This is a genomic window from Nocardia sp. CA-129566, from assembly GCF_050956075.1.
Classification (GTDB): Bacteria; Actinomycetota; Actinomycetes; order Mycobacteriales; family Mycobacteriaceae; genus Nocardia.
Map to the genome: position 1 here is coordinate 8,936,586 of NZ_CP192085.1, position 24,305 is coordinate 8,960,890.

Here is a 24,305-nt window from a genome sequence, read left to right on the forward strand (position 1 = left end):
CAGCACTTGCTGCCCGAGCCGCTTCGAACGAGCCGCGCAACCCCTGATGGCGCGGCGCTAGCAGTCTTCGTATAGGGCCTTGATGTAACCGGCGGATTGATAGACGTAGTCGTAGGCCCAGCGCCGAATCGAGATGTGCGGTTGCGGGTCCACCATGAGAAGCTCACCGTCCCAGCATTTTCCGAGGACGTAGCGGGCCCGCGAAATATGCGGGGTGAAGGTGATGACGATGACGCGGTGCCAGTTCTCAGCGGCGGCGAGTCTGGCGAGTTCACGACCTTCGCCGCGGGTGGTGCGCGGTGACGGATCGAAGCAGGTGACCTGGAAGCTGTAGCGGCTGTGGCAGATTCGATTCAGCAGTGCGCTGTCCTCATACGGATCGGAGAACAGCACCCGGGGTGCGTAACCCGCGCTGGCCAGCCGCAGCCCCAGCTTTTCGCGCCCGTCGTGCGCGCCGCCGAGCACCAGAATCGCATCGGCCCGCGCGGGCGCGTCGATCCGAGGCCGGACGTACACCGGCCACAGACCCGCGATCAGAACCACCAGCGCAACGCCGAGCACCAACCAGACGTTGCGTGCCCGGATCTTGCGGCGGCCTCGCACAAGATCGATGGTAACTGGCACTTCGCCAGAGCAGTTCGCGCACGTCAGCCGGGCCATCGACGATTCTCGTCGCCACCTGTACATCTGCTGTTGCCGAGACCCTTGCCTCACTGACCAGCGGCGGCCATCGTCGGGTCTTATCAATCGATCATGCGATGCACAGTCTTCGGAACCGGGTACCTCGGGGCCACGCACGCTGCGTGCATGGCCGAACTCGGACACGACGTGATCGGCGTGGATATCGATCCGGGCAAGGTCGCGAAGCTGTCCGATGGCGTGGTGCCGTTCTATGAACCCGGGCTCGAGGAGGTGCTGCGGCGCAACCTCGATGCGGGTCGGCTGCGGTTCACCACCTCGTACGCGGAGGCGGCGGCCCACGCGCAGGTGCATTTCCTCGGGGTCGGGACGCCGCAGAAGAAGGGCGAGTACGCCGCGGACCTGAAATATGTACACGCCGTGGTCGATACGCTCGCGCCGCTGCTGGAGCGGCCGTCGGTGATCGTCGGGAAGTCGACGGTGCCGGTCGGGACCGCGGCCGCATTGGGCGTGCGGGCGCGGGCGCTCACCGATGCCGAGGTCGAGGTGGCGTGGAATCCGGAGTTCCTGCGTGAGGGTTTCGCGGTGAAGGACACACTGCGCCCGGATCGACTGGTACTCGGTGTGGATGGCGAGCGCGACAGCGCGGCCTGGGTCGAGGAATTGGTGCGCGAGATCTACGCCGACCTGATCGCGGCCGAGGTGCCGTTCCTGTTGACCGATCTGGCCACCGCCGAACTGGTCAAGGTCTCGGCGAATGCCTTTCTCGCGACCAAGATTTCGTTCATCAACGCGGTATCGGAGGTCTGCGAGGCGACCGGTGCGGATGTGACGATGCTGGCCGACGCACTCGGCTACGATGCGCGCATCGGCCGCCGATTCCTCAATGCCGGACTGGGTTTCGGCGGCGGCTGCCTACCCAAGGACATCCGCGCGTTCATGGCGCGCTCGGGTGAACTCGGTGCCGATCACGCGGTGGCATTCCTGCGCGAGGTCGACAACATCAATATGCGCCGCCGCACCAAGATGGTCGATATGGCCACCCGGGCCTGCGGCGGATCGCTGCTCGGCGCCAATGTCGCGGTGCTGGGCGCGGCGTTCAAACCCGAATCCGATGATGTCCGTGACTCGCCCGCGCTGAATGTGGCCGGAATGATCCAGCTGCACGGCGCGGTGGTGACGGTGTACGACCCGAAGGCCGCGGAGAATTCGCGACGAGTCTTTCCCACTTTGAATTACGCGACATCGGTGCGGGAGGCCTGCGATCGCGCGGATGTGGTGCTGGTGCTGACCGAGTGGGACGAGTTCGTCACATTGCGTCCGCAAGACCTCGACCCGGTGGTCCGGAATCGGTCGATCATCGATGGCCGTAACTGTCTCAATCGGGCCACCTGGAGAGCCGCTGGATGGGTGTACGCCGGACTCGGCACACCGTAGAGTTGCCTGCGACGCGGGGGCGATGCCGGAGCGACCAGGTCCTGCCTTCGGCACTGTCGGACGTCGGCGGTATGGTCCCGAGGGCGGGCCAATCCACCGACGAGCGGCGCAGGCTCGCATGTCGTGATGTGTGAACGGGATGGGCAGCTGATGAGTTCGGTTCTGGGTGTTTCGGTGGGGGCCGGTGCCGTTCGTATGGCACGACCACACGCCGGGAACCCCCACGGCCCCGTTGCGCCGCATTCCTTCGATCTGCAGACCATTCCAGTTGTCGAACATCAGGTGGAGGAGCTGGCGGCCGAGGCGATCGGCGTCACACTGGAGTCCATGCCCGGCATCGCGGCCACCGCGATCGCCTATCGCAGTGAGCAGCATGCCAGGGCGCTGCGGGCGGCCATGGCGCGTCAGCAGCTCACCAATTACGAACTGGTGCCCGAAATCGTCGCGGCGCTCGAATTCGCCCAGTCCACCGGGGATATTCGCGGCATCTCCTCACTGGTCGTCTACGACCTCGGCAGCTCCGGACTGACGGTCAGTGTCGTCGACACCCAGACCCGCGAGATCCGCCACAGCGAGCGCACCAGCGATATCAGCGGCGACTACCTCGATTCGCTGATCCGCGAACAGCAGATCGCCTCCGGCCGGATCGCGCATCCGCCGGATTCGGCGGGGCTGGCCGCCCTGGACGCGCTGTGCCGCGAGGCCAAGGAACAGTTGTCGACCAATACCGCGGTGGCGCTGCCCAGCGAACAGGGTCTGGTGCTGCTGGCCCAGGAGAATTTCGAAGCCCTCATCATGCTGGCGATCGAATCGTCGGCACGCATGGCGCGCGATGTCATCGTGCGCTCCGACCGTCCGGTGCACGGTGTGCTCGCGATCGGCGGCTGCGCCCGAATTCCGCTGATCGCCAAGGTGCTCGAACGGTGGATGGGTGTACCGGTCATCGTCCCCGACAGCCCGGAGACCGTGGTCACCCGCGGCGCCGCCATGCTGGCCCGTCCGATTCGCACCGTCGTCGCCACCCCGCAGCACCACGCACCGGTCGCGGGTCGACCGCTCGATGACGACGAACTCTCCCCCGCCTGGCTATCCGCACCGCCCAAGGGCCGCCGCAGCAAGCGGGAGATCAATGGCGCGGTCCTGACCGTCAGCGCACTGGCCGTCGTCGCCGCCATCGGACTCGGACTCGGCTACGGCCCGCAGGTCCTCGAGCGCGATTCGCAGAGCAGCGACCGACCCACCTCGGTCGCCCCGACCAGCGCGCCGCGCACCACCACCCTCGACCCGCAGATCGCCGTCGCTCCGGGCAGCACCACCGAGACCAGCGAATCGCTCGCCGCACCGCCCCCGCGCCGCACGACGACGACAACGGAGCCGTCCCCCACACCCGGCCCGAATACCATTGTCGTGCCAGGTCTTCCGCCGATCGTGGTGCCGACCATTCCGCCGGAGATCTTCCCCTTCCCGGCACCCGGGCCGCACTGAGCCCGGTGCGGCAGGGGTGGACGATGCCAGGCCGCAGGGCAGATCGGGATGTCGGCAGCGCGCGAAGTCGGGCGGGGCGTGGAGTTACCACAGGAGGTATCGGGCTGCGTCCCGCGTGGTCCGATCGAACTGATGCACAACGCCTTTGAGCACATTTGCCGTGCTCACGGCACATGTGCGATCGCGTGTGTAGTCGTCGTCGACCGCGATAGTGGTGGTTACCTGCGAGAACCGGAACTGCCGTCGCCCCAGTAGCCTTCGTCGCCGCGAGGGTCGGGGGTCCGATAGCCACGGGGGTCGGTGTCGTAATCGGGTGCGTACTCTTGCGGATCGCTGCGGTAGCGGCGATTGCGTTCGTACGCCCGGGGATTCGGCTGCTCGTCCCAGGAGACCCGCCGGTGCGAGCCGGTGCCCGACTCGTCGATCCGCTGGCGTCCGGTATCTCTCGTATCGGCGGCGACGGCGGCGCTGGACGAGGTGGACGCCGCGGACGAACGCGACGACCCTCCGGTGCGACGGGCCGGTCCCGCCGACTCCGACTTCGCGTGCCGGGAGTGGCGGCGGGCGGGGGTCACCGGTTCGGGCTTGTGACCGAACGGACGGGCGAGCATGACGGCAATGGCGGTGGTCAGCGGGACCGACAGGGCCAGCGCGATGCCGCCGACGCAGGAGCGAGCGATTTCGATGGCGACCGCATCACCGGTCAGAACATCGCGGATGGAGCGGCCCGCGACGCTGAACAGCAGCAGCAGCGGGAGCGCGCCGCCCGCGTAGGCCAGGACCAGGGTGTAGACGGTACTCGCGATATGGTCGCGGCCGACGCGCATGGCGGCGGCGAAAACCTCACGGCGCGAGGCGGACTCGTCGATGGCGGCGAGTTCGAAGGCCGCCGACGCCTGGGTGATGGTGACATCGTTGAGCACACCGAGCGAGCCGATAATGAAGCCGGCCAGCAGCAGACCGGTAATGCTGACGTGCTGAATGTAGGTGGCGACGTTGGTGTTCTGTTCTTCGGACAGCCCGGTCAGATTCGTGATCTTGATGGCCACCCAGGACAACACCGCCGCCACGATCATCGACGTCAGGGTGCCGAGCAGCGCCGAACTGGTCCGCAGATTCACACCGTGTGCGAGATAGAGCACGGCATACAGGATCAGCGCACCCGCGACCAGCGCGACCGGAATCGCGGGCTTGCCGTCCAGCAGTGCGGGCAGCATGAACAGCACCAGCACCGCGAAGGCGAACACCAATCCGAGCAGCGCCCGCAACCCGCGCCAGCGCGCCACCACAATGATCACGACCACGAAGGCCAGCACGATCAGCGTCAGCGGCAGCCCGCGTGAGTAGTCCTCGAACGAATACAGCGGCATTCCGCTCGGGTCGGTCTGCCGGACGATCCGGATGTGGTCACCGGCGTGCAGATCGGGCTGCCCCGGGCCGGGCGCGATTTCGAACAGGGTGCGACTGCCCTTGTGCGGACCCGAATCGATGCTGATCAGACTGCGCTGGCAGGTGTAGCCAGCAGCACGCGGCTGTTCGGGTTTATCGATGAACACCTTGCCCTGCGAACCGCTGCCACACGCACCGACATCCTGGAGCACCACGGTTCCGGCCTCGGTCTGCACCGCGCCGCCGCCCGCATTCTGCATCGGCAGCGGGATATCGATGTGCTGGCTGCTCGGCCACAGCACGATGGCGGCGATGACGACGACGACACCGATCGCGGCGAGCAGCCCGACGACAACGCGTGCCGCGGTCGCACCGATGGCAATGGGACCCGAATGGTCGTGGTGATGGTGGTGATGGTCGCTCATGCCGCCACCTCGGCGCTCGTCCACGCAGTGCGCGACACGCGCGGTGTTGTCGGTCGCTGGCTCACCGGACTCCTACCTTTTCGTCTGTCGTCCCGGGTGCGAGCTTAAAGGATTTCATTTTCAAGATCGGCTTCGCGGACCGGACATCGAACGACCTGGCGTCGGTAAAGCTTCCGAATGGAAAAAGCGGGAGGGGGCGGCGGAGAGCAGGGGGATGTCTCCGCCGCCCGCAGGTTGGCGCCCAGGGGGGTAGGCAGCCTAACCCGAGGTCAGGTTGTCCAGGGGGGGTAGACAACTTGACCGGGCACTCGAAGTGCCAAGAGACACTGTACACAAAAAGTCTCGTTTAGCGCTAGCTAGTAACTAAAACTCCCAACTATTCGTACGCAGAGTATGTTTTGGACCCAGAAGCAGGGCGTCACGGTTGCCCGAGACGCGCTAAAGCGGGGCAATTAGCGACCGAGCGGTCGCTATCCCCTACTGCCGATAGCTCGACAGGAAGTTTCCGAAGCGCTCGATCGCGACCGCGAGGTCGCGCGCCCACGGCAGCGTGACGATCCGCAGATGGTCATGATTCGGCCAATTGAATCCGGTCCCCTGCACCATCAAGATCTTCTCCTGCAGCAGCAGATCCAGGATCAGCTTCGAATCATCGTGGATCTCATAGACGTTCGGATCCAACTTCGGGAACGCGTAGAGCGCACCCTTCGGCTTCACGCACGACACGCCCGGGATTATGTTCAGCCGCTCCCACGCGACATCGCGCTGCTCCAGCAGGCGCCCGCCGGGCAGGATCAGATCCTCGATGCTCTGATGTCCACCGAGCGCCACCTGAATCGCGTGCTGCGCGGGAACATTCGGGCAAAGTCTGGTCGAGGCGAGCAGATCGATACCCTCGAGGAAACCGGCCGCATGCTCCTTGGGCCCGGTGATCGCCAGCCACCCGGAGCGGTAGCCCGCGACCCGGTAGGCCTTCGACAGCCCATTGAAGGTCAGGCAGAGCAGATCGGGCGCGAGCGTCGCCAGCGAAATGTGCTTGGCGTCGTCGTAGAGGATCTTGTCGTAGATCTCATCGGCCAGCAGCAGCAGCTGATGTTTGCGCGCGAGGTCGACCAGCTGCTGGAGCACCTCGGTGGAGTACACCGCGCCGGTCGGGTTGTTCGGATTGATGACCAGCAGCGCCTTGGTCTTGGGGGTGATCTTGGATTCGATATCGGCGATATCGGGCTGCCAACCATTGGACTCGTCACACAGGTAGTGCACGGGGGTGCCACCGGCCAGGCTGGTCATGGCGGTCCACAGCGGATAGTCGGGCGCCGGGATCAGCACCTCGTCACCATTGTCGAGCAGCGCCTGCATGGTGATGGTGATCAGCTCGGAGACACCATTGCCCAGGTAGACGTCGTCGACATCGAGTACGGGGAAGCCGGGGACCAGTTCGTAACGGGTCACGATGGCGCGCCGGGCCGAGAGGATGCCCTTGGATTCCGAATAACCCTGGGCATACGGCAGCGCGGCGATGATGTCGCGCATGATCACATCGGGCGCCTCGAATCCGAACGGCGCGGGATTGCCGATATTGAGCTTGAGGATGCGATGCCCCTCCGCCTCCAGCCGTGCCGCATGCGCGTGTACCGGTCCACGAATTTCGTAGAGGACGTTCTGCAGCTTGGTGGACTGCTCCAGCGTGCGCGGCGGGTGATGCGGGAGATGGCTTGGACTCACCCGTCCTATGGTGCCATCCCGTGCAACCAGTTAATCCACGTCACAGTGGTTGGACCGTCCGGTATGCGCGGCACCGATCCGACGGGCACAACAGCGCCCGGATCAGGCCGACGGGCTACCCGGTGGGATGCCTTTGGCCGCAGTGGATCCGCAGAATTCTTCGATCCGTTCATCGAGGTAGCGTGCTTCCACCGCATCACGGAACGCCGGTCCCGCGATCCTCCGCCGTACGCCGATGAGCCGTTCTTCGAGTTGCGCGATGCGCTTGTCCTCGGCCAGCCCGAGCACCGGAACCAGGGCGGCGGCCGCGCCGTCCAGACTGCCATTGATCAGATGCGCCGCGGCATTGTCCACCCGAGCCAACGCCTCGGCGCCGTAGGAGCGCTGCTCCGAGGGGCCGTTCGCATACAACTCGATCGTCCGCTGGGTTGCGGCCAGTGCGGGTTCGGCCTGGCCGAGGTGGATATAGGTCGCGCCCGCGTAGTAATGGGCCTTCGCCTCGTTGAAGCCGAAGACGCCGCCGACCTCGTCGTGCAGGGTGTCGCTCTCGGACGCCTCGCGGGCGTCGTCCGCGGCGCGAATGCAGCGGTCGGCATCGGCATGACTGCCCAATCGAGACCAGATTCTGGCCTCGATATTCAATAGTCGAACCTTGGCCGTGGCCGATTCGGCGAACTCCTGTCCGCTCTGCGCGAGCAGTACGCCGCGGCGCGGCCGGTCCGACCAGTATTCGACGAGCGCGTGCATGCCGCGGGTCCAGGCGCGCAACCCGTTGTGACCGCACAGTTCCGAGTAGGCCCAGGCCGCTCTGATCTGCTCGCCTGCAGCGTCGAAGTATCCGAGGTCGGTACTCGCGTTGGCGAGTAGCCCCGACAGTGTGCCCGCCAGCAGGTAGAGATGGCTGGTGTCGGCGGGGCGCTGATGTCCTTCCAGCAGCCGGTACACCCGGCGTCGGACTCGCAGCATCTCCACCATCATCGGCACCGGTGGGATGTGCACATAATCATTCGCGATGCGCGTGACATCGGCGTCGAGCTGTTCCAAGGTGGTGGCACCCACATTGGTACTCTCTGCCTTCCCGGCGTGCTCGCTCGCCTCGTGGGCAGCCGCCATGATCAGATCCCTCTCTGAAATCGCTGCTAACGCATCACCTCTCACCGCACCGGCGTCTATGAGAGCCAAAAGATCCGCGTCACTGGAATAGCTGGCGCGGGCCGATGCGTCGGCCCGCCTGTCGAATCCGGGCTCGGCCGGTCGATCGACTACCGGCTGATCGATCATGGCTGCGAACCGTGCCCGCACAACATCGTCGGACCTGGCCAGGGAGGTATCGAGGGCGGCTTGGTTGATCGGCCGTGGATGGACCCGCGCGCCACCGGCTTCCCACTTCGATACCAGGCGCTCGTGCACTCCCAGATGTGCCGCGAACTCCCGGATGCTCATCCGCCTGGCATCGCGAAGCGCACGGGCCTCTCTGCCTGACCAGTGCCGGACCACGATGTCATCCCTTCCGATCGAACTCCTTCCCAGGGTACGAGCGGTTTGTGAGTGCGGCCACATCCAAAGGCATTCCGCTATCAGGGGCAGCGGAATGGCAGCAGAAGTTGGGCAGGTGGGCAATAGCCGAAACGCCGTCTCGCACAGGACCCTTGGAGAGGAGGAGGCAAGGAGTGGTCGTGAATGTGGACAAACTCAGGACGGTCGACGATTGGGTGGCCTTCTACCGGCACGAATTCGGACTACCGGTAACCGAACGTGGCGGATTCGTGATGCTGCCCATCACCGGCCGAGTCTGTGTTGTCCACCTGCCGACGGCTCGGGCCGAAAAGGTCAGGGCCGCACTGGAACAGCAGGGGACGAGGGGCCCCATGCTGGCCAGGCAGATCCGCTGGAGCTTCCTTGCCGAGCCGGACAGTCGGCCGGGCGCGCAGGTATTGGAGGTGCTGAACCGGCTGGATATAGGCATACCCGCGATCGGCAGTGCCGTGATGTTGCCGACCGGGCTCGGTCGGTGGACCCGGGAAGGGTGCTTCTGGGTCGACCCACCGAGTCGCGGCGACACGCTCCCACCGCTATCCGTCGTCATCACGACGGCCCTCGCGGTGGGGGCGGGCGGCGGGGACTGAATGCGTCGTCGGTCCCCGCCGCCGCTCGGCGCCGAACCTACCGGGTCCGCCCCTCAACTGGCAGTCGACAGGGGCGGACTCGGTCGGGTGTTTTCGGGTAGGTTCGAACGATCTACCGTGGGCTCATGGGCAGTGAAAGGGCGGCGGATTTGCGTGGGACCTTTCAGGTCGACACCCGCCACATCGTGCACGGCCCCGCCCTATCCGGTCTCGATGTGATCCGGTGCTTCGGCTTCGATGTGCTGGAGCCGAGACCCGTACGCAGGCGCAAGATTCCGGGCGGCACGGTGAAAATCGTCTTCGCGATGGAGGGTACGTTCGCGGGGCAGGCCATGGATCCGGCCGCACTGGTGATCGGATTGCACGACCGGGCGGGCACGGCCGAGCATTTCGGGCGGATGCGCAGTGTGCAGGTGCAATTGGAGCCATGGGCGGCGCGTCGGCTACTCGGGGTGCCGCTCGATGAAATACGCAATACCGCAGTGGATTTGGGCGAGTTCTTCGGCAACTCGGCGCGACGGTTCACCGAACGGCTGGCGGAGACGGCGAGCTGGTCAGGGCGATTCGAGCTGGTCGGCGAATATCTTCGGAACCGGTCGGCGCACGCGGAGACCGACTCGGCGATCGTGTCGGCCGCTCGCCAACTGCAGAGATCAGGGGGCACAACGCCGCTCACCGACCTGGCTGTCGAATCCGGCTGGAGTCGAAGGCATCTCCGCAGACGATTCACCGAACAGGTTGGGCTGCCACCGAAGGTCTATGGATCACTGATGCGTTTTTCGGGCGCGTTTGTCGCCCTGACGACTTCGCCTGCGGTCGAAATAGGCACTCTGGCCAGCAATTTCGGATACTACGACCAATCCCACCTGTACCGAGACTTCCAACGCTACGCCGGCGCAACACCCGGACACCTACTCGGCCTTGCCAATTCGTCTGGCGCCGATTCGTGAGGCGATAGCGGGCTGGACTCCTACCGCCGCGACTGGCCCGGTGGCGACTGCACCAGGACCGACGCATCCCGCGAGGACTCGTCCAAAGTTGCCTCGCCGCAGGACCGATCCCTTCAGGCAGCACCGCTGCGGCAGCCCGACGCGGGAGTCATTCGAGTGACACCTTCGCCCGTGGCCGTTTTGTCCAATACTGTGCCGCGCTCGCTCCGTAGCGTTCCGGACATGTCCGGGACTCCGACAACCGTGCGTATCGCCGCCCTCGGGGTCGGCATTCACGCGATCGATCACATCATCGTGCTGTTGTGGCCGCCGTTCGGTTGGCATGTAGGCACGGTGTTCCACCTGATCAGCGGGCCGATCTATGCGGCGCTGATACCGCCGGTGGTGCGCGGGCGGAATTGGGCGCGCGTCACGATCTCGTTTCTGCTGGGAGGCCAGTTCATCGGCCGGTTCGTGGTCTGGGTTTTGTTCCCCACCGGCGGAGCCCACGCGGCGCTGCTGGCGGGCTGGACGCTTTCGGTGATCGTGTTGGCGCTGCTGTGGATTCCGGCCGCAACTCGCCGCCACTTCCGACCCGCGAGAACCTGATGCTAGGTAGGCAGCGGGAAGTTGAGATAGGACCTGGAGGGGGTCGGTCCGCGCTGCCCCTGGTACTTCGAGCCCGCGGTGGCGCTGCCGTACGGATGCTCGGCCGGGCTGGTCAGGCGCAGCAGGCACAGCTGGCCGATCTTCATACCGGGCCACAGGGTGATCGGCAGGTTCGCCACATTCGACAGTTCCAACGTGATGTGACCGCTGAAACCCGGGTCGATGAAACCCGCCGTCGAGTGGGTGAGCAGACCGAGCCGGCCGAGGCTCGACTTGCCCTCCAGCCGACCGGCCAGATCACTCGGCAGCGTGCACACCTCGAGCGTGGAGCCGAGCACGAATTCGCCCGGATGCAGCACGAACGGCTCACCGTCGGCGGGCTCGACCAGGCTGGTCAGCTCGTCCTGGCGTTGCGCGGGATCGATATGGGTGTAGCGGGTGTTGTCGAATACCCGGAAGAATCGATCCAGGCGCACATCGATACTCGACGGCTGGATCAGATTTTCCAGCAGCGGCTCGACGCCGAGACGCCCAGCGGCGATCTCCGCACGGATGTCACGATCGGAAAGCAGCACGCCGACGAGCGTAGCGCCTGCTCGATGACGCTCCGCAGCCGCCGCGAGGTGACCGGTCGAGACGCCCGCCCCGCACACCACCCGAACAACTTCGAGCCGGGTGTAGTTCAGTACTGCCGCAGGAACTCTCGAACGGCCTTGGCGAATCCGGTCGGGTCGCCCTTGTGTACGAAATGATCGGTATCGAACTCGACCAGGGTGGAGTTCGGCCGCCGAGCGATCATCTCCGTGACGAGGCCCGGATCGACGCACGGCTGTCGGCTGCCCGCGATCAACAGGGCAGGGCAAGCGCTGCCGAGCCACGCGCCCCAATGATCGCCGGTCACCTGGGCTTCGGAATCGACCATATCCCCTGGCACGAACGGCAGCCGCCAGCTGCCATCCGCATTCGGCCGCAACACATTCGCGAACATCGGGGCAGCGAACCCGAGCGCATCGAGTAATTCTTGCCTGCTCGGCATCTCGCGCGGCCAGCCCAGCACGAAGTCGAGCGAACCGGGTGCTCACATGCGTGGCTCCCATCTCCTCGACGATCAGCGCCGAGACCAGCTCCGGATGCCGCGCGGCCAATTGCATGGCCGTGATGCCGCGGCCCGAATGTCCGAGCACCGGCATCGGACCGAGGTCGAGGTGCTCGAGTACCGCGACGGCGTCGGCGACGTAACCGTCGAGCGAGTACTCGCCCGCCGCGCTCGGAATCACCATGTCCGCGCTGATCAGGGGCGATGAGCCGCCAGTCGGGCGCCAGCTCCGCCGCGAGATCGGCCCAGGTCGCCCCCTCTTCCAGATGCCCGTGCAGAGCCAGCACCGGACGACCGGCACCGCCCGCATCCGCCAACCGAGCCCGGCCCGACCCTCGGGACGGAAGTTGACCGACATAGTGCCTGGTCTGATAGAGTCGCGGACGCGCATAGCGCAGTGCCGATGTAGTTCAATGGTAGAACTTCTGCTTCCCAAGCAGACAGCGCGGGTTCGATTCCCGTCATCGGCTCAGATGAAATACCCGCCCCTGACCAGGGCATTTACTTCCAACGCCCAATCGGCCGGATCGGCTATTGCACCCAGAGCTGTACCCTATGCGCCTCAATGGGGTTGCGGTACAAATCCGCTGGGACCAGGCATTTTTGGTAATGCCGGTGAGTTGCCCTCCACTGCCACAAGCACACCCGTGACGGCAGGACGAGGGCCGCGATGAGCACCACCGAATCCCCCACCCTGCCCGAATGGGAAGCCGACACCCGCGACCGCCAACCGCCGCCGATGTTGAACGCGGAACGCGTCGCCGATCTCGCCTACCTGCACGCGCGCATCCAGGAAATGCTCACTCGAAGCACCGAGTGCGCTACCGATCCCGGGCATCGCCAGCGCTGAGCGGCAACCGTTCCCGCCACGCGTGGCAGCTGGCGCAGCTGCTCTGCGACCGCACCGGAGCGCGTCGACGGCAACTGGCTCGGCAACCGCAAAGACTCGTGGGGCGGTTGGCATCTGGAATGGTGCGACGGCCCCACCGCCGCCGAGATGCGCGTCCAGTTGAGCGGAGGCCATGGGCTGCTGTCCAGCTCGGCCATCGACGAACTGCGTCGGCGGGCGGGCCGCAGGTGGGATGTTGTCAACGGCTGGGTGTGGGTTCGGGCAGAGCGGAGCCGAGTGGGGGTGGGTGTGGGTTTGCGGTATTGCCTTGACGTCGGCGACAAGGTTTACGGTTGCCGCAGCAGTCACGAGAGGACGGGCACATGCTGATCGGAGAGCTGGCCGAGCGCGCTGGCACGAGTACACGCACGGTGCGCTACTACGAGCAGCACGGACTCGTGCAGCCCGAGCGGTCGGCCAACGGTTACCGCGTCTACGACGAGCACGAGCTCGAGATCGTGCGGAAAATCCGGGCATTGCTGGAGTTGGGTTTCGACTTGGTCGATGCCCGCCCGTTCATCACCTGCTTACGCAACGGCCACCGCTCCGCCGACGAATGCCCGGAATCGGTCGAGTCCTTGCGGCGCAAGCTCGCCGAGATCGACGACGCGATCGACAGGCTCTCCGCTGCGCGGCGACACGTGAGCGCGCGAATCAGCGCCGTGGCCAGCCCACCCCCGAAGTGTGAATTCTCCCGCTAGCACTGTTGCCTACGGTCGAGCCCGCACGGCAAGGACCGGCTTCCCATCCGTACCAGGAAGGATTCTCGTAATGCGGTTTGCGACCAGCTACGGCACTGCGTTCAACGGCACCGATCCCGATCGCCTCGTAGCGTTCGCCGAGCACGCGGAAGACCTCGGGTTCGAGGCACTGTATGTCCAGGACCATATCGCGCTGTATCCAGGCGCTGACTACGGCGCGGGCGAGCTGCCGCCCACGTTGCCGTATTTCGATCCGCTGGATTGCCTGAGCTTCGTCGCCGCGGCCACACATCGGATTCTGCTCGGTACCGGTGTGCTACTGCTGCCGTACCGGCATCCGGTGGACCTGGCCAAGCGGCTGGCCACCGTCGACGTGCTGTCCCGAGGCAGGATGCGGCTCCTCACCGTCGGCCTCGGTGCCTTGCCCGGGGAAGCCCACGCGATGGGCGTCGATTTCCGCAGCCGTGGCCGCCGCGCGGACGAGGCCATCGATGTGCTGCGCCTGCTGTGGGCGGGCGGCCCGGACGGCGTCAGCCACCACGGCGAGTTCTTCGCCTTCGACAACCTGTGCAGCTATCCCAAACCGCACCAAACGACCGCGCTCCCCATCCACATCGGAGGCTCCAGCGCGGCAGCAGCCCAGCGCGCCGGACGACGCGGTAACGGCTATTTCGCCGGCGGCATGCTCACCGAACACGAACGTGACCGGCAGATCGAACTGACCCGCAAGACCGCCACCGATGCAGGACGCGATCCTGCCGAAATCGAGTACACCCGCTGGGGATCAGCCGACATGTCCCCCGAACAGGTCGAGGAATTCGCCGAGCACGGTGTGGATCGGATCGTCGTTGGCTTCGCTGGTGCCGACCCCGCGCGGCAACACGACCAGATGTCGGAATTCGCCGAACGATTCGACCTTTCATCGCGACGACGATCAGCACTACCGCCGACGAATTGAAACAGCGCTCGCCGACAACTTCCCGGACGCTGTGGCAATGGTCGAGCACTTCGGATTCCGGCCAGGCCGCCATCCCACGACTTTTGGACACGATAGCGGCTTCACTACCTGCCATGGCCGCTCGGGAACCGTTGCGGAAAGCTCGTCTACTCGATCAGATAGGCCGCTGTCGGAAGGGTAACGCTCCCGAATTCCGGGCCGACGATCATCGGCTTGTCGGCAGTGCTGGTCTTCCGCGCGTCTTCGGCAAACTCCTGCCAGGTCGTCGGCACGTCGTCCTCGATGACGGGATCCTCCAGGCTGACGTCGTAGTCATCATCGTCGTAGTTGTCATCGACGAACTGCTCGGGCGGGGTTGCGGAATCGTCTGTCAATTGAGCGAGTTCCTTTTCGTTACCAGCATCAACCGACGAGGCAGGCCCGACTGCGTGAACAGCGCAGTTATCGCGAGGACCAATGCAACCATCCCCACACCTTTGACCAGGCTTTTCATCTCTTCTCCTACCTATTGATGGCTTCGAAATCCGTTCGAGTTGTAGCGGCGAACCCGTAATGCGGACGCCGACCCGGCCACAATACGCCAGCTAGAACCCGGAGCTCGCATCCGCTGCTATCTCGAAAGTCGTTCCCCGCCTGCAGATTCGGCCGTTCCGGCCCGAGTAAGCCGTATGCGAATGGCCGAGCGTTCGCGGGGTTGCAGTCCAGTACCGGGGGGTTAGTGGGAGATGGCTCGCTGGAGGGATGTGGGTGGGCGGGCAGCGAGGTGACGATCGCATCATGGTTTTTCGCACTATCTGCTGCACTGCCTTGGCTGCCGCATTGATACCGGCCGCCTTGGTCGGCTGCACTTCCGCATCGAGTCGGACACCCACCCTGGACTGGCAACCCTGTCAGGAAAATGCCGAATTCGACTGTGCGACAGTCGCTGTGCCGATCGATTGGGCCGATGCGGATGGGGCGACGATCGCTATTGCGGTGGTGCGGGACAAGGCCGATGATCCGGGGCGGAAGGTGGGGACGCTGGTTTCGTTGCCCGGCGGGCCGGGGGGCTCCGGCGTGGACGACATCTTGACGGGCGGGAGGTTTTCGTCCGAACTGCGGGCGCGATTCGACATCATCGGTCTCGATCCGCGCGGGGTGAAGCGCAGCCATCCGCTGCGCTGCGATGCCGGACTGGTCGCGCATCGGCCGAACATGGTGCCGGAGCTCGGTGGCCGGATCGACGAAGTTCGTTCCTATGCAAGAGATCTCGCGGCTAGCTGCCGGGAACATACCGGGCCACTGGTCGACCATCTCGATGCCGTGAGTGTCGCGCGTGATGTGGAGGCACTGCGGGTCGCGCTGGGGGTGGATCAAGTCAGCCTGTACAGCCGCTCGTACGGGACCATGGCCGCTCAGGCGTACGCGGAGCTGTTCCCACGGCGGTTGCGGGCGTCACTGCTGGACAGCGTGGACGACCACAGCCTCGACGGACGCGGTTTCTTCGCCTCCGAAGCACGTGCGGGACAGGACGCTTTCGACGAATACGCGGCGTGGTGCCAACGCGACCAGACGTGCGCGCTACACGGCACGGATGTGCACCGGGTCTACGGCGAACTCTTCGCCAGGGCCGGGCGCGGGGAACTGCGCGACCTCGCGAAACCGGACCGGGCACTCGGCCCGATGGATCTGAGTGCCACAGTGACACAGCGGCTTTACCGCCCCGATTGGGCCGGTCTGACCACCGATCTGCAAGCTCTCACCGCCCAGCCACCAGCCCCGCCCCAGCTTGCCGCAGCCCAGAGATCGGGCGTGCCGACGGCAGCGCCGGAGGCAATCGTGTGTGCCGACTGGAAATTCGACATCGCCGATCAGAACGACTGGACCCAGCAGTGGCATGAGCAGAACACCAACGCCCCCACACTGCGCGCCCATTTCGCCTGGGCCGCAGGCACTCTCTGCTCCGGTTGGCCGACCCCGCCGCAGAACCTGCCACACCGCCCGCGAACCGAGGGCACTGCACCGATCCTGATCCTCAACAGTCGACACGACCCCGCCACCCCACTCGAATGGGCAACCCAGGTCGCCGCCCAAACCCCCGACACCACCCTGCTCACCTACGACGGCTGGGGCCATGCCACCTACAGCCGCACCCCCTGCACCACCTCCGCCGCCGACCGCTACCTCATCGACCTCACCGTCCCCGCCCCCTCCACGCACTGCCCAGCCGCCTGACCAGGTCCGCCACCGATGTCGGCGCCCATCGCTACAGTCACGGGGTGACCGGCGCGCGATACTCCTTCACGGCGGAGGTATGGGAACACCATGGCCAGGGCGCATGGCATTTCATAGATGTACCCGAGACGATCGCGGATGAGATCGAGGAAAAGTACGCACATCGTGCCACCGGTTTCGGCGCGGTGAAAGTCGAGGTGACCATCGGCGCCAGCCGCTGGTCCACCTCGCTGTTCCCCGACAAATCTCGAGCCACTTATGTACTCCCCCTCAAAAAGGCGATCCGAATTGCCGAAGCCCTGGCCGCAGGCTCCCCAGCACACGTCGACCTGACCGTTATCGCCTGACCGTCAAGGAAACTGGCGCGAGCACTACTTTCTCGCCCGAGCCGACGGTTTCGATATCGACACAACGGGTTTCACTCCGCAGGAACGCGATTCGATCACCGGCCACTACTGGTGGACATTGGACGAGCTGAACACGACCAGACGACCGGCTGGTACCCGGCGACCTGCACTCGCTGCTGGCAGATCTGCTGGTCGCCGGGCCACAATGGGGAGCCCATCACACTGACGGACTGACCGACACGACCGCGCGGCGATCAGCTCAACTCGCGCGGCATTCGGTGAAGATCTTGGAGTTGGCCTCACGGGCCTTGTCCGCATCGGACTGACTCATACCGAAGTTATTCGGGTCGGCGGCCTTGGCATCGTATTCGTCACTGACCATCTTGCGCAGGCCCTCTTGCGAAATGCCTTGGTCCACATAGAGTTTCGCGGCACAGTCGGCCAGCGCCTTGCTCTTGAGGCCCTTGTCCTGCAGCGATTTGGCGAGGTCGGCCTGGGTTACCGCGGGCTGGTCCGCGGCCTTGTCGTTACCGCACGCCGCCAATACCGGCAGCGCGACGAGCGCTGCGGCGATAAGGAAGGTCCGCACCTGATTCCTCTTCTCAGTTCAGTCTGCACATGTGACGGCCACCGCGTGGCGCCGCAACGATAATGCCGTACGGCGCCCGGCGGTAGCCGAGTTGTCGTCTTCCCAGTCCGGAGGCGCACTCGCGCAGAGCTGGATCGAGCGGGTCAAAGATCCATGGCGGCACGCAACGCGGTATCCAGCCGTTCCAGCGTGTCCGATTCCATTTCATCGATGGGCTCGGCCAGCCAGCCGCGATAGATGCGGCCGATATTCCCGGCGTGCACCCACCCGTGCCGCTCGACGGGCACGGCCAGGATGTCCTGCGGGTCCTCGTCGACAACCTCGGCGGCGATCAGCCACTGTCTCGGTGATTCGTTGATGCCATCACTGCTGATGAGCACGACGGTACGGCGCCGCGGCGAACCATGTGGGTGATAGATCCACAGTTCACCCCTGCGCACGCATCTCCTCCTCGGCGGCGGTCAGCTCCGCCTCGTCCGCCGCGGCCTGGGCCGTCACATCGCGCACCGGACCGACGCCGGTCCGCACGGCTTCGCGACGCGCGGCCTTGGATATCCACGCCGAGGGTGACATCCCTGCGCGGGCCGCCGCCTGTTCGGCGAAGGCCCAGGACGCCTCGTCCAGCGAAAGGGTGACCTTACGCGTTGCCATACCATTTATCGTACCCACGTTTCTGCCGACTGCCAGCGGAAATCCGGGCGGGGTCATGGCCGGAAATCTCGGTCCGATGACCGGTCACGGCTGTTACGGTCACAATATGACGACGTTGAACCACCATCGGGTCGGCGCGGGGGAACCACTGGTGCTGGTGCACGGGGTCGGCAGCCGCTGGCAGGTGTGGGAGCCGATCATCGACACCCTCGCCAAATCCTTCGATGTCATCGCCGTCGATCTGCCCGGCTTCGCGGGTTCGGCACCGATCGCGCACACCACCGTCGACACCCTGACCGAGGCGCTGCTCGACTTCCTCACCGAACAGGGCATCGAGCGGCCGCATCTGGCGGGCAATTCGATGGGTGGACTCATCGCGCTGAACCTCGGCGCGCGCGGGCTGGCCCGCTCGGTCACCGCCTACTCCCCGATCGGATTCTGGAACACCCCGGGCCGCGTGTGGTGCCAGCAGTCACTGGGCAAGTCCCGCCAACTCGCGCGTGCGCTGCGCCCGATCTGGTCGGCCGTCCTCGGCACCGCCGCGGGCCGCACGGCCTTCCTCTCCCTGGTCTTCGGCAAGCCGTGGGCGATCGATACGCAGGTGGCCATCGACACCGCGCGCGGCGCGGTCGACGCACCCGGTTTCGAACCCGCGCTTGCCTCCTTCACCGATGCCAAGCTGCACGAAATCGGCGCGCTGACAGATATTCCCGTCACCATCGCCTGGGGCAACCGCGACATCCTGCTGACCTACGCGACCCAGAGCACGCGCGCACGCACCGTGCTCCCGAACGCCCGCCACATCACCCTGCACGGCAGCGGCCACACCCCGTTCTTCGATGATCCGGCCGGATGCGCGAAAGTTCTGCTCGACACGATCAGTCCGCATCCCTGACCGGTCGCGGCTCGGTCAGGGTGGCCGGATCGGCGGTGCCGAGCAGGATGCGCACCGCATTTCGCCAGCGGTGCTGCAGGATTCGGTTGCGGTCGAGGTCACCGGTCAGCAGGACCCGCAGGGCGAGCCCGGTCATGATCTCGATGGTGAATTCGGTAATGGTCGGCACTCGCGGGTCGTCGGGAAACTCCTGACGGAAGATGTCGCGAATGCTGTTGTGCATCAGGTCGAACAGTCGATGTTCCAGCGGCAGGAAGGCCGCGAGCAGTTCGGGATCGGTGCGCGCGGCGACCCACATCTCCAGTGCCGCCCAGAACGTCGGCCCGGTGAACATGCGCATGGTCAGCTCGACCGCTGTTTCGAGCCGGTCCGCCTCGGCCGCAATCGCCTCGAATTCCCTTGTCAGCTGAGCGAATCGGCGCTCGGCGAGATGTTCCACGGCACCGGCGAGCAGATCCGCCCTGGTCGGGAAGTGGTGCTGGAGGGTGCCGCGGGGCACCCCGGCCCGCTTCTGCACCTCGAGCGTGGTGGTGCCCGCGTAACCGACCTCGACCAGACTGTCCACCGCCGCGTCCAGCAGCCGTGTGCGCATGCGCGAGCGGCGCTGCGCCTGGGTCTCCCGGACGCGTTCGAGCCCGCCCGTCGCCCGGCCACCCCGAGGGGTGGGGTCGGTTACTGTCCCTGCCACTGGGGTTCGCGCTTCTGCGCGAAGGCCAGCGCGCCCTCGGCGGCATCCTTGGAGAACAGTGCGGGCAAGGCGATTTCGCCCTGCTTCGCGAAGCCCTCGGCAACCGACCAATCCGGTGACTCGTCGATGATGCGCTTGCTCGCGGCCACCGCAAGCGGTGCGGCCGCAACGATTTCGGCCGCCATGGCCAACGCACCCGCCAGCGCGCCACCGGGTTCGGTGATCCGGTTGATCAGGCCGAGCTGGTAGAGCCGTTCGGCGTCGATACGCCCGCCGGTGAGCGCCAGCTCGGCGACGATGGGACGCGGCAGCCGTTGCGTCAGCCGCAGCACACCGCCGCCCGCGGCGACCAGGCCGCGCTTCACCTCCGGAATGCCGAACTGGGCATTGCTTGCGGCGACGATGAGATCACCGGCGAGGGCGAGCTCGAAACCACCGGCGAGCGCGAAGCCCTCGACGGCCGAAATCATCGGCTTGGCAGGTGGTTTCGCGGCGATGCCGAGCGGGCCGCGCTTGGCGGTCATCGGCATCTCACCCTTCGACGCGGCGACGAGATCCATTCCGGCACTGAAGGTTGCGCCCGCACCCGTGAGCACGAGCACGCGCGCATCGGCATCGGCATCGAATTCGTCGACGGCGGCCTCGATGGCCCGCGCGGTGGCGAGGTTGATGGCGTTGCGGGCGTCCGGACGATTGACGGTCAGCACGGTGATCGCATCGCGCCGTTCGACCAGTACCAGGTCGGACCCACCGCTGACGGAATCGCCTTGCGCTGCTGTACTCATTGGACGGTCCTCTCGGTGGTGAGCAGGGTGAGCTTGTCGGCGGCGGCCACATCGGCGCTCGCGCCGATCGGGTCGCCATCGGTGAACGCCGCGATGGTGTCGGCATCGGACGCCCGGACCAGTATGCGGGCACCGGCCGGGGTCAGCGCGCTGATCACCACGGCCTCGGGTTCGTCGGCGTGGTCGGGCGCGGGGCCCTTGCGATAGGCGACGGTGTACGCCTCAACGGTGACCGGTCCGGTGTAATCCGCAGCCGTATCACGCCGTGCCGCAGGCACTTCCGCTTCGACGGCGCGGAAGAGTCGCGCGGGCGGGCGCGCCGAGTAGACGCCGATACCGTGTTTGGTGATGTACCAGCCGAGTGCGCTGGCCAGGGCGTAGGCCGACGGGTCGGCACGCAGCCGATCGGCCAGCGTCGCGATCGAATGCGTCGCGTAGTTATTGCCCGGACCGCCCGCGAAGGTGAGCCCGCCGGTGACCGACAGCGGCCGCGCCGGATCGTCGGTCGGCAGACCGAGCGCCTCGGCCGCGACCTGCACCGCGACCGGGAAGCAGGAGTACAGATCGATATGCGCGACCTCGTCGATGCCGATACCCGCGCCGGACAGCGCGGCCCGCCCGGCCGCGGCAATGGCGGGTGAGGTGGACATATCCGCGCGTTCGGATACGAACCACTCGTCGGTCGCGGTGGCGCCGCCATGCGGAAAGACCCAGCGCTCGCGCGGCACGCCCGCCGCATCGGCCGCCGCCGCACTGCACAGGATGAGTCCCGCGCCTTGGTCCACCGATAGGTTCGCGACGAGCAGCTTCGGATACGGCGTCGACACCATGCGGTTCGCGCGCGTCGGCGTCAGCACATCGTCGACGGATTGTTCGCTCGGCTGCCACGCATACGGATTCCGCGCCGCCACCGCCGAGAGCCGCGACCACAGTGCGCCGATCCGCTCCCCGTGCGCGGCCTCGCTCAGACCCAGCCGCCCGCGCAGCGCGGTCTCCATCAGCGCGTAGAAGTAGACCGGACCCCACAGTCCCGCCGCGGTCTCCATCTCGGTATTGGGTCCGCGATCGGTGCCGATGATCTCGGTCGGTCGCACCTCCTCGGCCTGCTCGGGCCAATCGAGTGCGGCGCCGCTGCGGGTGGCCGCATTCCAGGACGCGACCGATTCGGCCCCGGTGATCAGCGCGACCTCGCAGCGTCCGTCGGCAATGGCCTGCGCGACGGTATTGACCAGGCGTTGCGGTGCGTCACCGCCGAACCGCACCGATTGCAGGGTGCGCTTCGGCGCAGCCCCCAGTTCCGCGGCGACCAGCGCACCGAGGTCCGGATACGGCCTGCTGACCGGGGCCGCGGCGGCGATCAGATCGGCCGATCGCAACAGCCGGTCGCCGGTGCCGCTATCCGCGCCCGCCCGGCGCAGGGATTCGGTGGCGAGTTCGACGGGTCCGGGCAGACCCGGCTCACCACCGCGGTGCACGACCTGTCCGACGCCGACGAGCACCGGCGTTCGCGGATCCAATCCGGGTGGCAGCATCATTCCTCCGCTCTTTACCGTCAACATTGACGGTAACTTGAGTTCGATTAGAACAGAGCGCAGGTGCGCGGGCAATGCTCTCGACACGAACTGACTCGTGAGTAAGATCTGGAGCATGGGCTCTGACATCGCGCTGCGGTTCGACGGCGATCGCGCCTACGTCACGCTGAACCGGCCGGACAAGCACAACGGCCTCACCATCGAAATGCTGCGCGACCTCGTCACCGCCGCGCACACCATCGCCGGACGCAAGGACGTCCGCGCGGTCATCCTGTCCGGCAACGGCCCGAGTTTCAGCTGCGGCCTCGATGTCGCCAAGGCGACCAGCGATCCACTCACCGTCGTGCGCAACTTCCTCCCGCTGCCATGGCGCGGCACCAACACCTTCCAGGAGGCGTGCTGGGCATGGCGTCGACTACCCGTGCCGGTGATCGCCGCGGTGCACGGCCGCTGCTACGGCGGGGGACTGCAGATCGCGCTGGCCGCCGACATCCGCTTCGCGACCCCCGACGCGGAGTTCTCGGTCATGGAGGCCAAGCACGGCCTGGTCCCGGATATGACCGGCGCGGCGACGCTGTCCCGCCTCATCGGCGTCGACCAGGCGCTGCTGCTGACCATGACCGCCGATACCGTCGACGCCGCGTACGCCGCGCGCATCGGTCTGATCACCGAGGTGACCGCGGACCCGGTCGCGGCGGCGAAACAACTCGCCAACCGCATCGCAACCCGCTCCCCGCACGCGGTCGCGGGAGCCAAGCAACTCTTCGATCGCTCCTGGCACGCATCGCCCCGGCGCACCTTCGCGATCGAACGGGCGACTCAGCTGCCATTGATACTGCGGGCGGCCTTAACCCGAGGCAAATCTTCGGCAACTTAGATTCCGGAGTATTCACAACTTTCACTACAAATCGCACAAGCCACAAATTTCACTGGTTTCGCTGTTAGCATCTTGAACGATTTGCCAGCCCGCCGAAATGTGGCGCAACACACACGGTAGGTACTGCCTATCAAGCGCCGCTTCGGCCAGAAACCGGAGGGCTCAGAGACTTTGAACAAGTCCGCATCCGCCTTGCTCTCGGCATTGGCAGGAGCATCGGCCTTGCTCCTCATAGCGACTACCCCTGCCTCGGCAAACCCAAACGCGATCAATCCGATCCCGGTCCTCAACGGCAGCAGCGGGCTGCCCAACCTGGGCGGGCGCACCAGGGCGGTATTCCAGATGACCGGACTGGCCAGCCCGAACAACACCCAGAGCTATAACGTGCTCGGCACCGACCTCGGCATCATGTGGGACAACGGGGACGGTGAGATGCTGACCGCCTTCGGTGATACCGCCGGGCTCGGCCTGCCGAATCTGCTGGCCGGCAGCACTTGGGCGTGGCGCAGCAATATTCTGGTGCGCAGCCACACCCACGATCCGGCCAATGGCATCTACTTCGACAGCGTCGTGCGCGATATCTTCGGCCAGGCGCGCGACCTGATCCCCAGTCCGAAGATCCCATTCGTGGAGATCAGCCGCATTCCAACCGCGGGCATTTCGATCAACGGCGTGCAGTTCATGAGCATGATGTCGGTGCGGACCTGGGACGATATCGGCCAGTGGACCACCAACTTCTCCGGACTCGCCGCCTCCGGCGACAATGGCGAGACCTGGGCCGATCTGACCAACGCGCGGCGTCCGAATGAGGGCGCCAATGCCAATTTCCAGATGAACGCGTTCCTGAAGAACGGCGGGTACGTCTACGAGTACGGCACCAGATCCGGCCGCGATCGGGCGGCGTACATCGCGCGGGTGCGCGAGGGCGATATCGCGAACCTGGGCGAATACGAGTACTGGGAGGGCGAGCACTGGAGCAAGAAGGGCGATGTCGATGCGGCGGCGCCCATCATGGGGGGCGTCGGCGAGCTGTCGGTGATGTACAACGAGTACCTTGGTCAGTTCATCTCGCTGACCACCGATCCGTTCAATTCCGTGGTCATGCGGCGGGCTTCCTCGCCCCAGGGGCCATGGAGCGATCCCGAGGTGCTGATCGATACGCGGGAGCTGCCGAGTGCGTACGCGCCGTCGATCTTCCCCTTCCAGACCGGGCGTGATCTGTACTTCCTGACGACGGTGCATTCGCAGTACAACGTGATTCTGATGCGCACAACGCTCTGAATTCACCGGATCAGCGGGGCATGGTCGCGGTATCGGCG

Annotated in this window: 26 protein-coding genes, 1 tRNA gene and 2 pseudogenes; 15 read left to right on the forward strand and 14 right to left on the reverse strand. The window is 65.9% G+C overall.

The features are described 5' to 3' along the window. Nucleotides 1–57 precede the first annotated feature (57 nt). Entirely contained in the window at nt 58–603 is a 546-nt protein-coding gene (locus tag ACQP0C_RS39765) for a YdcF family protein (RefSeq protein ID WP_433728741.1), read from the reverse strand. Nucleotides 604–753: 150 nt separating this feature from the next. Here ACQP0C_RS39765 and ACQP0C_RS39770 point away from each other — a divergent pair, with 150 nt between their 5' ends. Both ACQP0C_RS39770 and ACQP0C_RS39775 read left to right on the forward strand, forming a co-directional pair. Then, nucleotides 754–2,076 carry a UDP-glucose dehydrogenase family protein gene (locus ACQP0C_RS39770; protein WP_433728743.1) on the forward strand — a complete coding sequence of 441 codons (1,323 nt, stop codon included), beginning with the start codon at nt 754–756 and terminating at the stop codon, nt 2,074–2,076. Between the two features lie 195 nt (nt 2,077–2,271). Beyond that, nucleotides 2,272–3,561, forward strand: a complete 1,290-nt coding sequence (locus tag ACQP0C_RS39775; RefSeq protein ID WP_433728745.1) for an Hsp70 family protein — start codon at nt 2,272–2,274, stop codon at nt 3,559–3,561. Nucleotides 3,562–4,109: 548 nt separating this feature from the next. Here the strand turns inward: ACQP0C_RS39775 and ACQP0C_RS39780 are convergent. From ACQP0C_RS39780 to ACQP0C_RS39790, 3 genes and pseudogenes are all read right to left on the reverse strand, one after another. Then, nucleotides 4,110–5,375 (reverse strand): annotated as a pseudogene (locus tag ACQP0C_RS39780) (YibE/F family protein); the annotation flags it as partial. Nucleotides 5,376–5,852: 477 nt separating this feature from the next. Beyond that, nucleotides 5,853–7,109, reverse strand: coding sequence for a pyridoxal phosphate-dependent aminotransferase (locus tag ACQP0C_RS39785; protein ID WP_433734790.1), 1,257 nt, complete (start codon nt 7,107–7,109; stop codon nt 5,853–5,855). Between the two features lie 93 nt (nt 7,110–7,202). Continuing rightward, complete coding sequence (locus ACQP0C_RS39790) at nt 7,203–8,543, reverse strand: helix-turn-helix domain-containing protein (RefSeq protein ID WP_433728747.1); 1,341 nt, start codon at nt 8,541–8,543, stop codon at nt 7,203–7,205. Between the two features lie 233 nt (nt 8,544–8,776). Here ACQP0C_RS39790 and ACQP0C_RS39795 point away from each other — a divergent pair, with 233 nt between their 5' ends. The 3 genes from ACQP0C_RS39795 to ACQP0C_RS39805 all read left to right on the forward strand — a co-directional run bounded on the left by ACQP0C_RS39795 (nt 8,777) and on the right by ACQP0C_RS39805 (nt 10,764). Further along, nucleotides 8,777–9,226: a hypothetical protein gene (locus ACQP0C_RS39795; RefSeq protein ID WP_433728749.1), complete on the forward strand. Its 450-nt coding sequence runs from the start codon at nt 8,777–8,779 to the stop codon at nt 9,224–9,226. Nucleotides 9,227–9,351: 125 nt separating this feature from the next. Next, on the forward strand, nt 9,352–10,176 hold the full coding sequence (locus ACQP0C_RS39800; RefSeq protein ID WP_433728751.1) for a helix-turn-helix domain-containing protein: 825 nt from the start codon (nt 9,352–9,354) through the stop codon (nt 10,174–10,176). 222 nt (nt 10,177–10,398) lie between these two features. Then, a complete protein-coding gene (locus ACQP0C_RS39805) occupies nt 10,399–10,764 on the forward strand; it encodes a hypothetical protein (RefSeq protein WP_433728753.1) in 366 nt (121 codons plus the stop codon). A 2-nt stretch (nt 10,765–10,766) separates the two neighbouring features. Here the strand turns inward: ACQP0C_RS39805 and dcd are convergent, their stop codons facing one another. Together dcd and ACQP0C_RS39815 are read right to left on the reverse strand one after the other, a co-directional pair. Next, entirely contained in the window at nt 10,767–11,339 is a 573-nt protein-coding gene (gene dcd / locus ACQP0C_RS39810) for a dCTP deaminase (protein WP_433728755.1), read from the reverse strand. Nucleotides 11,340–11,446: 107 nt separating this feature from the next. Then, a complete protein-coding gene (locus ACQP0C_RS39815) occupies nt 11,447–11,821 on the reverse strand; it encodes an alpha/beta fold hydrolase (RefSeq protein WP_433734838.1) in 375 nt (124 codons plus the stop codon). Nucleotides 11,822–11,846: 25 nt separating this feature from the next. On the opposite strand from ACQP0C_RS39815, the gene ACQP0C_RS39820 reads away from it, so the two are divergent. Continuing rightward, entirely contained in the window at nt 11,847–12,068 is a 222-nt protein-coding gene (locus tag ACQP0C_RS39820) for a hypothetical protein (RefSeq protein ID WP_433734839.1), read from the forward strand. A gap of 13 nt (nt 12,069–12,081) precedes the next feature. On the opposite strand, the pseudogene ACQP0C_RS39825 reads toward ACQP0C_RS39820, so the two are convergent. Next, nucleotides 12,082–12,147, reverse strand: a pseudogene (locus ACQP0C_RS39825) (hypothetical protein); the annotation flags it as partial. A gap of 112 nt (nt 12,148–12,259) precedes the next feature. On the opposite strand from ACQP0C_RS39825, the gene ACQP0C_RS39830 reads away from it, so the two are divergent. The 4 genes from ACQP0C_RS39830 (at nt 12,260) to ACQP0C_RS39845 (ending at nt 14,408) form a co-directional block, all read left to right on the forward strand. Then, a tRNA-Gly gene (locus tag ACQP0C_RS39830) sits at nt 12,260–12,330 on the forward strand. 200 nt (nt 12,331–12,530) lie between these two features. After that, nucleotides 12,531–12,710, forward strand: a complete 180-nt coding sequence (locus ACQP0C_RS39835) for a hypothetical protein (RefSeq protein ID WP_433728757.1) — start codon at nt 12,531–12,533, stop codon at nt 12,708–12,710. A 362-nt stretch (nt 12,711–13,072) separates the two neighbouring features. Then, entirely contained in the window at nt 13,073–13,450 is a 378-nt protein-coding gene (locus ACQP0C_RS39840; protein WP_433728759.1) for a MerR family transcriptional regulator, read from the forward strand. A gap of 70 nt (nt 13,451–13,520) precedes the next feature. Next, nucleotides 13,521–14,408, forward strand: a complete 888-nt coding sequence (locus tag ACQP0C_RS39845; RefSeq protein WP_433728761.1) for a TIGR03619 family F420-dependent LLM class oxidoreductase — start codon at nt 13,521–13,523, stop codon at nt 14,406–14,408. 146 nt (nt 14,409–14,554) lie between these two features. Here the strand turns inward: ACQP0C_RS39845 and ACQP0C_RS39850 are convergent, their stop codons facing one another. Then, nucleotides 14,555–14,782, reverse strand: a complete 228-nt coding sequence (locus tag ACQP0C_RS39850; protein WP_433728763.1) for a hypothetical protein — start codon at nt 14,780–14,782, stop codon at nt 14,555–14,557. Between the two features lie 403 nt (nt 14,783–15,185). Between ACQP0C_RS39850 and ACQP0C_RS39855 the strand changes: the two genes are divergently transcribed. Together ACQP0C_RS39855 and ACQP0C_RS39860 are read left to right on the forward strand one after the other, a co-directional pair. Further along, nucleotides 15,186–16,622, forward strand: coding sequence for an alpha/beta hydrolase (locus tag ACQP0C_RS39855; RefSeq protein ID WP_433728765.1), 1,437 nt, complete (start codon nt 15,186–15,188; stop codon nt 16,620–16,622). Nucleotides 16,623–16,666: 44 nt separating this feature from the next. Continuing rightward, nucleotides 16,667–16,969, forward strand: a complete 303-nt coding sequence (locus ACQP0C_RS39860) for a DUF1905 domain-containing protein (RefSeq protein WP_433728768.1) — start codon at nt 16,667–16,669, stop codon at nt 16,967–16,969. Nucleotides 16,970–17,228: 259 nt separating this feature from the next. Here ACQP0C_RS39860 and ACQP0C_RS39865 read toward each other — a convergent pair whose 3' ends face one another. The 3 genes from ACQP0C_RS39865 to ACQP0C_RS39875 all read right to left on the reverse strand — a co-directional run bounded on the left by ACQP0C_RS39865 (nt 17,229) and on the right by ACQP0C_RS39875 (nt 18,209). Next, nucleotides 17,229–17,558 (reverse strand): hypothetical protein, encoded by a 330-nt coding sequence (locus ACQP0C_RS39865; RefSeq protein ID WP_433728771.1) that lies wholly within the window; start codon nt 17,556–17,558, stop codon nt 17,229–17,231. Between the two features lie 143 nt (nt 17,559–17,701). Further along, on the reverse strand, nt 17,702–17,998 hold the full coding sequence (locus ACQP0C_RS39870; protein ID WP_433728773.1) for a hypothetical protein: 297 nt from the start codon (nt 17,996–17,998) through the stop codon (nt 17,702–17,704). After that, nucleotides 17,985–18,209 (reverse strand): hypothetical protein, encoded by a 225-nt coding sequence (locus ACQP0C_RS39875; protein WP_354954856.1) that lies wholly within the window; start codon nt 18,207–18,209, stop codon nt 17,985–17,987. Before ACQP0C_RS39875 ends, ACQP0C_RS39870 begins: the two co-directional genes overlap by 14 nt. Before the next feature lie 106 nt (nt 18,210–18,315). Here ACQP0C_RS39875 and ACQP0C_RS39880 point away from each other — a divergent pair, with 106 nt between their 5' ends. Next, a complete protein-coding gene (locus ACQP0C_RS39880; RefSeq protein WP_433728775.1) occupies nt 18,316–19,104 on the forward strand; it encodes an alpha/beta fold hydrolase in 789 nt (262 codons plus the stop codon). Here the strand turns inward: ACQP0C_RS39880 and ACQP0C_RS39885 are convergent. From ACQP0C_RS39885 to ACQP0C_RS39895, 3 genes are read right to left on the reverse strand one after another with little or no spacing between them, the layout of a single operon-like run. Continuing rightward, nucleotides 19,088–19,792, reverse strand: a complete 705-nt coding sequence (locus tag ACQP0C_RS39885) for a TetR/AcrR family transcriptional regulator (protein ID WP_433728777.1) — start codon at nt 19,790–19,792, stop codon at nt 19,088–19,090. The genes ACQP0C_RS39880 and ACQP0C_RS39885 overlap by 17 nt on opposite strands. Further along, complete coding sequence (locus ACQP0C_RS39890) at nt 19,777–20,577, reverse strand: crotonase/enoyl-CoA hydratase family protein (RefSeq protein WP_433728779.1); 801 nt, start codon at nt 20,575–20,577, stop codon at nt 19,777–19,779. Before ACQP0C_RS39890 ends, ACQP0C_RS39885 begins: the two co-directional genes overlap by 16 nt. Then, nucleotides 20,574–22,112, reverse strand: coding sequence for an acetyl-CoA acetyltransferase (locus ACQP0C_RS39895; RefSeq protein ID WP_433728782.1), 1,539 nt, complete (start codon nt 22,110–22,112; stop codon nt 20,574–20,576). The genes ACQP0C_RS39890 and ACQP0C_RS39895 overlap by 4 nt, the downstream gene beginning before the upstream one ends. A gap of 112 nt (nt 22,113–22,224) precedes the next feature. Here ACQP0C_RS39895 and ACQP0C_RS39900 point away from each other — a divergent pair, with 112 nt between their 5' ends. Together ACQP0C_RS39900 and ACQP0C_RS39905 are read left to right on the forward strand one after the other, a co-directional pair. Continuing rightward, a complete protein-coding gene (locus ACQP0C_RS39900) occupies nt 22,225–22,986 on the forward strand; it encodes a crotonase/enoyl-CoA hydratase family protein (protein WP_433728784.1) in 762 nt (253 codons plus the stop codon). Nucleotides 22,987–23,157: 171 nt separating this feature from the next. Then, a complete protein-coding gene (locus ACQP0C_RS39905; protein ID WP_433728786.1) occupies nt 23,158–24,267 on the forward strand; it encodes a DUF4185 domain-containing protein in 1,110 nt (369 codons plus the stop codon). The last annotated feature ends 38 nt before the right edge of the window (nt 24,268–24,305 follow it).